The sequence below is a fragment of the Burkholderia sp. Bp9015 genome (assembly GCF_003853505.1).
GTDB lineage: Bacteria > Pseudomonadota > Gammaproteobacteria > Burkholderiales > Burkholderiaceae > Burkholderia.
The window spans coordinates 156127-163829 of the sequence record NZ_QTPZ01000016.1 but is presented as its reverse complement, the minus strand read 5'-3'; the positions used below and the strand labels follow the sequence as shown (position 1 = coordinate 163829).

General features: G+C 66.0%; 9 protein-coding genes. 6 read left to right on the top strand and 3 right to left on the bottom strand.

The annotated features are described in order from the left end of the window. A partial coding sequence (locus DIE12_RS19135; RefSeq protein WP_221624280.1) for an electron transfer flavoprotein subunit alpha/FixB family protein occupies positions 1 to 527 on the top strand: 527 nt, incomplete at its 5' end. 324 nt (positions 528 to 851) lie between these two features. Here the strand turns inward: DIE12_RS19135 and DIE12_RS19130 are convergent. Then, positions 852 to 2138 (bottom strand): D-amino acid dehydrogenase, encoded by a 1287-nt coding sequence (locus DIE12_RS19130; RefSeq protein ID WP_124487492.1) that lies wholly within the window; start codon positions 2136 to 2138, stop codon positions 852 to 854. A gap of 145 nt (positions 2139 to 2283) precedes the next feature. On the opposite strand from DIE12_RS19130, the gene DIE12_RS19125 reads away from it, so the two are divergent. Further along, positions 2284 to 2772, top strand: coding sequence for an Lrp/AsnC ligand binding domain-containing protein (locus tag DIE12_RS19125; protein ID WP_044844820.1), 489 nt, complete (start codon positions 2284 to 2286; stop codon positions 2770 to 2772). A gap of 91 nt (positions 2773 to 2863) precedes the next feature. Then, the gene (locus DIE12_RS19120) at positions 2864 to 4042 is read left to right on the top strand and encodes a PA0069 family radical SAM protein (protein ID WP_124487491.1); all 1179 of its coding nucleotides are present in this window, start codon (positions 2864 to 2866) and stop codon (positions 4040 to 4042) included. Between the two features lie 18 nt (positions 4043 to 4060). Here the strand turns inward: DIE12_RS19120 and DIE12_RS19115 are convergent, their stop codons facing one another. Together DIE12_RS19115 and DIE12_RS19110 are read right to left on the bottom strand one after the other, a co-directional pair. Continuing rightward, complete coding sequence (locus tag DIE12_RS19115) at positions 4061 to 4528, bottom strand: NINE protein (protein ID WP_044844818.1); 468 nt, start codon at positions 4526 to 4528, stop codon at positions 4061 to 4063. A 111-nt stretch (positions 4529 to 4639) separates the two neighbouring features. Next, a complete protein-coding gene (locus DIE12_RS19110) occupies positions 4640 to 5779 on the bottom strand; it encodes a sorbosone dehydrogenase family protein (RefSeq protein ID WP_124487490.1) in 1140 nt (379 codons plus the stop codon). A gap of 153 nt (positions 5780 to 5932) precedes the next feature. Here DIE12_RS19110 and rpsP point away from each other — a divergent pair, with 153 nt between their 5' ends. From rpsP to trmD, 3 genes are read left to right on the top strand one after another with little or no spacing between them, the layout of a single operon-like run. After that, a complete protein-coding gene (rpsP, locus tag DIE12_RS19105; RefSeq protein WP_006476550.1) occupies positions 5933 to 6187 on the top strand; it encodes a 30S ribosomal protein S16 in 255 nt (84 codons plus the stop codon). A gap of 42 nt (positions 6188 to 6229) precedes the next feature. Further along, positions 6230 to 6907, top strand: a complete 678-nt coding sequence (gene rimM, locus DIE12_RS19100; RefSeq protein ID WP_124487489.1) for a ribosome maturation factor RimM — start codon at positions 6230 to 6232, stop codon at positions 6905 to 6907. Next, on the top strand, positions 6907 to 7701 hold the full coding sequence (trmD, locus tag DIE12_RS19095) for a tRNA (guanosine(37)-N1)-methyltransferase TrmD (RefSeq protein ID WP_124487488.1): 795 nt from the start codon (positions 6907 to 6909) through the stop codon (positions 7699 to 7701). The genes rimM and trmD overlap by 1 nt, the downstream gene beginning before the upstream one ends. Positions 7702 to 7703 lie beyond the last annotated feature (2 nt).

The following is a 7703-nucleotide window of genomic DNA, read 5'->3' as shown; positions in this document are numbered from 1 at the left end:
AGTCGAGCGACCCGATCAAGGTCATCACGGTGCGTGCGACGGGTTTCGATCCGGTGGCAGCCGAAGGCGGCAGCGCAGCGATCGAGAAGATCGAAGCCGCGGCGGACGCAGGCAAGTCGCAGTTCGTGAGCCGTGAAGTGACGAAGCTGGACCGTCCGGAACTGACGTCGGCGAGCATCATCGTGTCGGGCGGCCGCGGCCTGGGCAGCGGCGAGAACTACACGAAGGTTCTCGAGCCGCTGGCCGACAAGCTGAGCGCCGCACTCGGCGCATCGCGCGCGGCAGTCGACGCCGGTTACGTGCCGAACGACTATCAAGTCGGCCAGACCGGCAAGATCGTCGCGCCGCAGCTGTACATCGCGGTCGGCATCTCGGGTGCGATCCAGCATCTGGCCGGCATGAAGGATTCGAAGGTGATCGTCGCGATCAACAAGGATCCGGAAGCGCCGATCTTCAGCGTGGCCGACTACGGCCTCGTCGGCGATCTGTTCGCGCTCGTGCCGGAGCTCGTGAACGAGCTGGGCTGACGCTGCGTGACTTGATGCTTCGGCAGCAAGTCGTACGACAAGGGGCGCGATGAGCGCCCCTTTTTTTGTGCAATGGCAGAAGGGGCGGGGACGCATCTGTCTTCGATGCAGCGCATCGCCATCGCACCATGCCGTACGGAACAGTTTTTGTGCGAGCAGATGGGACCGAAGCATCGATCGCCGGAGCGAAGGGGTAACGCGCGTGCGCGTTGACGCAAGCCCCTTTCCGAGCAGGTATCGCATGCGCTGAAACGAAAAAGGCGCCCTGACGGGCGCCTTCTCCACTGATACCGACCGGCCTGCGTCGCCGCGGGCCGTCCCGACTTATGCGTATGCCGGGCGCGTCTGGCCGGCCACGTCCTTCAGGTAGCGATGCACCGACAGGTCGTCGGCCTGGATCGCCGGCTTCTTGCCCGAGATCAGGTCGGCGAGCAACTGGCCCGATCCGCACGACATCGTCCAGCCGAGCGTGCCGTGGCCGGTGTTCAGGAACAGGTTCGAGACCGGCGTGCGGCCGACGATCGGCGTGCCGTCCGGCGTCATCGGGCGCAGGCCCGTCCAGAAGGTTGCCTTCGACGTGTCGCCGCCGCCCGGGAACAGGTCGTTCACGCACATTTCCAGCGTGTCGCGGCGCGCTGCGCGCAGGTTCTTGTCGAAACCGACGATCTCCGCCATGCCGCCGACACGGATGCGCTGGTCGAAACGCGTGATCGCGATCTTGTAGGTTTCGTCGAGCACCGTCGACACGGGTGCGGCCGCCTCATCGACGATCGGCGCGGTGATCGAATAGCCCTTCAGCGGATAGACCGGAATCTTCATCAGGTTCGAGACGAAGCGGGTCGAGTACGAGCCGAGCGCGACGACGTACGCATCCGCGCGCACCGTCTCGCTGCCGCACTGCACGCCGGCGATCTTGCCGCCCGCGATCGCGAGCGCGTCGATCGGCGTGTTGTAGCGGAACTTCACGCCGAGCGATTCCGCGAGCGCCGCGAGGCGCGTCGTGAACAGCTGGCAGTCGCCCGTTTCGTCGCCGGGCAGGCGCAGGCCGCCGGTCAGCTTGTGCGACACGGCGGCGAGCGCCGGTTCGGCATTTTTCAGTTCGGCCGGCGACAGCAGTTCGAACGGCACGTTCGCTTCCTGCAGCACCGCGATGTCCTTCGCCGCGCCGTCGAGTTGCTGTTGCGTGCGGAACAGTTGCAGCGTGCCGCCCGTGCGCCCTTCGTACTCGATGCCCGTGTCGGCGCGCAGCGCCTGCAGGCAATCGCGGCTGTATTCGGCGAGGCGGACCATGCGGCCCTTGTTGACCGCATAGCGCTCGGCCGTGCAGTTGCGCAGCATCTGCCACATCCACTGGAGCTGGAAGCGCGTGCCGTCGAGGCGGATCGCGAGCGGCGCGTGCTTCTCGAACATCCACTTGACGGCCTTCAGCGGCACGCCGGGCGCGGCCCACGGCGCCGCATAGCCGGGCGAGATCTGACCTGCGTTTGCGAAGCTCGTCTCGAGCGCCGGGCCGGCTTCCCGGTCGATCACCGTGACTTCATGACCGGCGCGCGCGAGGTAATACGCGCTTGCCACGCCCACCACACCGCTGCCCAGAATGACGACTCGCATAGCTGCTCCAGATGGAAGGGATCAGGTCGAGGCCGGGCGCACCTGCGTCTCCGTGTAACCTCTAGCTGATCTAGTTTTTTGCGCTATGGTATTGTCGAATGTGTAGGTTTTGTTATCGTATTTTTCAGGTTTTCAGCATAAACAAATGAGAACGCAACGCCAGCCAGTACGCTCGCTCGACAAGCTCGACCGGCGCATCCTGAAACTGCTCCAGGACGACGGCCGGATGGCGATGAAGGACCTCGCGGAACAGGTCGGACTGACCGTCACGCCGTGCATCGAGCGCGTGCGGCGCATGGAGCGCGACGGCGTGATCACCGGCTACCACGCACGCGTCGATCCTCACCAGCTGGATGCCGCGCTGCTGGTGTTCGTCGAGATCACACTCGGCCACAAGGGCGGCAACATGTTCGAGCAGTTCCGCCGCGAAGTGATGAAGATCGACGAGGTGCTCGAATGTCATCTCGTGTCCGGCGACTTCGACTACCTGATCAAGGCGCGGATCGGCGAAATGGCCGACTATCGCAAGCTGCTCGGCGACATCCTGCTGCAACTTCCCGGCGCGGTGCAGTCGAAGAGCTATGTCGTGATGGAGGAAATCAAGGAGACGCTGACGATTTCGGTCGGCGAATGAGCGCGGCGGGGGCCCGCTGCCGGCTCCGCTATCTCACCCTTGGCATGCTGCACCCAATACTGTATAAATATACAGTATTGGGTGCAGGCGAATGGGTGAGCACATGGACGGTCGGTCCGACAACGAATTTCCGATAGCGCCGCCGGCGCCCCGCAAGGGGCGCGGTGCGGTCGACAATCTCCAGGGGCGGTACGAAACGGCGCTGCGCGAAGCGGTCGACGACGGCTGGACGCACGAATCGGGCGACGCCGATCTGCCTGCTCCGCTGCGCACCCAGGTGTTCGAGGAGCGCGCAAAGAGCATCCTGACGCACAACCAGTCGCCGGACATTCCGTTCAGCGTGTCGCTCAATCCGTATCGCGGCTGCGAGCATGGCTGCATCTACTGCTTCGCACGGCCGACCCATAGCTATCTCGGCCTGTCGCCGGGGCTCGATTTCGAGAGTCGCATCTACGCGAAGGTCAACGCGGCCGAACTGCTCGAGCGCGAGATTTCGCGCAAGCGCTACGTGCCGGAGCCGATCGCGCTCGGCGTCAACACCGATGCATACCAGCCCGTCGAGCGCGATCTGCGCATCACGCGTAGCGTGATCCAGGTGATGCACGATTACGGGCTGCCGTTCGCCGCGATCACGAAATCGTCGCTGATCGAGCGCGATCTGGATCTGTTGGCCCCGATGGCCGAGCGCGGGCAGGTGATGGCCGCAGTCACGATCACGACGCTCGACGCCGATCTCGCGCGCACGCTCGAGCCGCGTGCGGCGACTCCGGCGCGCCGGCTGCGTACGATCCGCGCACTGCGCGACGCGGGCGTGCCCGTGGGTGTGAGCATTGCACCGATGATCCCGTTCGTCACCGAGCCGGACATGGAGCGTGTGCTGGAAGCCTGTGCGGAAGCCGGCGCGACGCACGCGAGCTACATCATCCTGCGGCTGCCGTGGGAGGTCGCGCCACTGTTCAAGAACTGGCTCTCCGCGCATTTCCCCGATCGAGCGGAGCGCGTGATGAATCGCGTGCGCGACATGCGCGGCGGGAAGGACTACGACTCGGATTTCTCGAAACGGATGAAGGGCGAGGGGATCTGGGCCGACCTGTTGCGGCAGCGTTTCCGTCAGGCCGTGAAGCGGCTTGGGTTGAACGAGCGCAGGAACGGCGTTCTGGATCTGTCGCAGTTTCGCGGTGCGCCGGCGGCCGGGGCGGCCGCGCAGCGCGCGTTGGCGGGCGCAACTGGCGCGAACTCGCGCGACGACGTGCAGTTGAGCCTGTTCTGACCGACCCGCGTCGGCAGCTTACTGCGAGATTTGCTTCGCCGCTTCGACTTGCGACTCGAAATACGTCTGGAACGACAGCGCGAGCGCGGTCATCAGCAGGAACGCGCCAATCAGCAGCGAGAAGATCACGATGAAGATCACCGTCCAGCCTGACCGGCTGTGCTTGCCCGTGTCGGCATTGAATTGCGCGTCCCATTTCTCGTCGGGGCGCAGGCCGTAGACGAGCGCGGCGAGGAACGCGGCCAGCAGCGAGATCGCACCCGGCACGGCGAGCCACCAGCCGAGGCCGGCACTGCGCTGGGTCGCGGCGAGCAGCAGGAAACCCGGGATCCCGACGATCGTCGCGAGCAGGTGCGCCCAGCCGTACACGTCGCGCAAGCCGTACAGGTAGAAGCGGTGCGCGCCGAGCGAACCGAACAGGAACGCGAGGGCGGCGGTGAGCGTCTTGGAGCGGAAGCGGCGGGGCGATGCGGTGCTGCTGGACATGGGTGGCGGCGGATTATCGGTGGCATGGGCGGCCGGCAGGCCGGCGCAGGGCGCTCGGGCCCGGCACGCATTCTACGATGCCCGGTCGGGCCCGGTCACCCCTCGGCTGCGTCAAGGTGCCGCATAGGTGACACGGTAGATGGCGCCCGCGTAGTCGTCGCTGACGAGCAGCGAGCCGTCCGGTAGCGGCAGTACGTCGGCCGGGCGTCCCCACACGCTGCCGTCCGCGCGCAGCCAGCCCGTGATGAACGGCGTCTGGCGCGTATGACTGCCGTCGGCCGACACGACAGCGCGCATCACGCGGTAGCCGACCTTCGTGCTGCGATTCCACGAACCGTGCTCGGCAATGAAGATGTTGTTGCGATACGACGCCGGAAACATCGGCCCCGTATAGAAGCGCATGCCGAGCGCCGCGACGTGCGCGCCGAGTTTCAGCGCGGGCGGCGCGTAGCGCCGGCACACGTCGGGACTCCCGAATTCGGGGTCGGGCGTGTCGCCGCCATGGCAGTACGGGAAGCCGAAATCGAGGCCCGCGCGCGGCGCACGGTTCAGCTTGTCGTCGGGCACGTCGTCGCCCATCATGTCGCGCCCGTTGTCGGTGAACCATAGCTCGCCCGAATCGGGGTGCCACGCGAAGCCGACGGTATTGCGCACGCCGCGGGCAAATACTTCGCGGTTGCTGCCGTCGGCGTGCATGCGTGCGATGATCGCGTATCGGCTGCGATCGGCGAGGCAGACGTTGCACGGTGCGCCGACCGGCACGTAGAGCTTGCCGTCGGGGCCGAACGCGATGAATTTCCAGCCGTGATGATGATCGGTCGGCAGCGCGTCCGTCACGACCGCCGGCGCGGGCGGCCCGGCGAGCCGGTCGTCGATGTGGTCGAGGCGCAGGATGCGCGACACGGCGGAGATATAGAGTGCGCCATCGCGATACGCGACGCCGACGGGCGTGTCGAGCCCCGACGCGATCACATGGCGGGCAGTGATCCGGCCCTCTTGCATCACGAAGGCATGCACGCGGCCTTCCCGCGAGCCGACATACAGGATGCCGCGCGGCGACCACGCCATTTCGCGGGCGGTCGGCACGGCATTGGTCAGCACGTCGACATGGAAGCCGGGCGGCACGACGAGTTCGTCCACCGGTGGCGCGGCGCAAGCCGCGGCGGATGCGAAACAGGTGACGAGGCCGGTCAGCAAGCCTGCGAGGCGGTGCTGCGCGCGGCGCGTCGGGGTGACGCGAAATAGCGGCATGGCGGCGGGAAGCGTCGTGGACGCGACGATTGTATGCCCGGCGAACAGGGCGTCTGCGGAATTTTTGCGCGTAAGTGTTTGTTGTGGCTTTGGTTTCCGGCTATAATCGCACGTTTCAGTAGTTTCGAACCCGGTTTTCCCGAAGGATTTCATATGGTTATCATCCGTCTGGCTCGCGGCGGCTCGAAGAAGCGCCCGTTCTACAACATCGTTGCTACCGATTCGCGCAACCGTCGTGACGGCCGCTTCATCGAGCGCGTCGGCTTCTACAACCCGGTCGCCACGAAGGGCGAATCGCTGCGTATCGCTCAGGACCGCCTGACGTACTGGCAAGGCGTTGGCGCGCAACTGTCGCCGACCGTCCAGCGTCTCGTGAAGGAAGCGCAAAAGGCGCAACCGGCTGCCTAACATGGCGCGGTGTGCCGGTCGTGCCGGCTGCAAGGAGCATTGATGTCCGGTCACGATTCCGGTAACGCAAGGCGCGGGCGAGCGTCGTTTGGCGCATTCGTCCGCAAGCCGGTCGAGCGCGACACTGTCGCGAGCGCCGGTACGGCTGCCGAGCAGGGCAGTCTCGAAGCGGTGCAAGCCTGGCCCGACGATGCTGTCGAGGTCGGGGCAGTGGTCGACGCCTACGGCCTGAAAGGCTGGGTCAAGGTGGCGACGCATGCCGACGCCGGTCGCGGCGGCGATGCGCTGCTCACGGCGCGCCGCTGGTGGCTGGAACGGGGTGGGGAGCGGTTGTCCGCCCGCATCCTGCAGTCGAAGACGCACGGCGACACGGTCGTCGCGCATACCGCGGGTGTCAGCGACCGCGATGCCGCACTGGCTTTGCGCGGCTTTCGCGTGTTCGTGCGCCGGGAAGATTTCCCGGCATTGGCCGCGGACGAATTCTATTGGGTCGACCTGATCGGCCTCGAGGTCGTCAACGAGCAATCGGTGGCGCTCGGGACGGTGAGCGGGATGATCGACAACGGCGTGCATTCGATCATGCGCGTCGAGTATCCGGCAGTCGGCAAGGATGGTCGGCCGACCACCGACGAGCGGCTGATTCCGTTCGTCGGCGTCTACGTCAAGACGGTGGATCAGGCGGCACGTCGCATCGTCGTCGACTGGGAAGCCGATTACTAATGAACCAGGTTACGGAGAGCGCGGTGCAGTTCGACGTCGTCACGCTCTTTCCCGAAATGTTCCGCGCGCTGACCGACTGGGGAATCACCAGCCGGGCCGTGAAGCAGGAGCGCTTCGGGCTGCGCACCTGGAATCCGCGTGATTTCACGACGGACAACTACCGCACGGTCGACGATCGTCCGTACGGCGGCGGTCCGGGCATGGTGATGCTGGCCAGGCCGCTCGAGGCCGCGATCGGTGCTGCGAAAGCCGCGCAGGCGGAGCAGGGCGTCGCGAGCACGCGGGTGGTGATGATGTCGCCACAAGGTGCGCCGTTCACGCATGAACGTGCGGTGCGGATGGCGCAGGAGCCTGGTGTCATCGTGCTGTGCGGTCGCTACGAGGCGATCGATCAGCGTCTGCTCGACCGTTGTGTCGACGAGGAAATCAGCCTCGGCGATTTCGTTCTGTCCGGCGGCGAACTGCCGGCGATGGCGATGATGGATGCCGTCGTGCGCCTGTTGCCCGGCGTGCTGAACGATGCGCAGTCGGCCGTGCAGGACAGCTTCGCCGACGGGCTGCTCGATTGCCCGCATTACACGCGCCCCGAGGAATACGAGGGAATGCGCGTGCCGGACGTGCTGCTCGGCGGGCATCATGCCGAGATCGAGAAGTGGCGGCGGCAGGAAGCATTGAAGAATACGTTGCGGAAGCGGCCGGACCTGATCGTCCGGGCGCGCCGCGAGAAGTTGCTGAGTCGTGCCGACGAGGCGTGGCTTGCGAACCTCGCACGCGAAGCGAAGAACGCCTCTTGAGG

Coding starts and splice junctions, on each gene's coding strand:
- rpsP (WP_006476550.1), top strand. CDS start 5,933: ATGGTTATCATCCGTCTGGCTCGCGGCGGCTCGAAGAAGCGCCCGTTC.
- DIE12_RS19130 (WP_124487492.1), bottom strand. CDS start 2,138: ATGCGAGTCGTCATTCTGGGCAGCGGTGTGGTGGGCGTGGCAAGCGCG.
- DIE12_RS19115 (WP_044844818.1), bottom strand. CDS start 4,528: ATGTCCAGCAGCACCGCATCGCCCCGCCGCTTCCGCTCCAAGACGCTC.
- trmD (WP_124487488.1), top strand. CDS start 6,907: ATGAACCAGGTTACGGAGAGCGCGGTGCAGTTCGACGTCGTCACGCTC.
- DIE12_RS19120 (WP_124487491.1), top strand. CDS start 2,864: ATGGGTGAGCACATGGACGGTCGGTCCGACAACGAATTTCCGATAGCG.
- DIE12_RS19110 (WP_124487490.1), bottom strand. CDS start 5,779: ATGCCGCTATTTCGCGTCACCCCGACGCGCCGCGCGCAGCACCGCCTC.
- DIE12_RS19125 (WP_044844820.1), top strand. CDS start 2,284: ATGAGAACGCAACGCCAGCCAGTACGCTCGCTCGACAAGCTCGACCGG.
- rimM (WP_124487489.1), top strand. CDS start 6,230: ATGTCCGGTCACGATTCCGGTAACGCAAGGCGCGGGCGAGCGTCGTTT.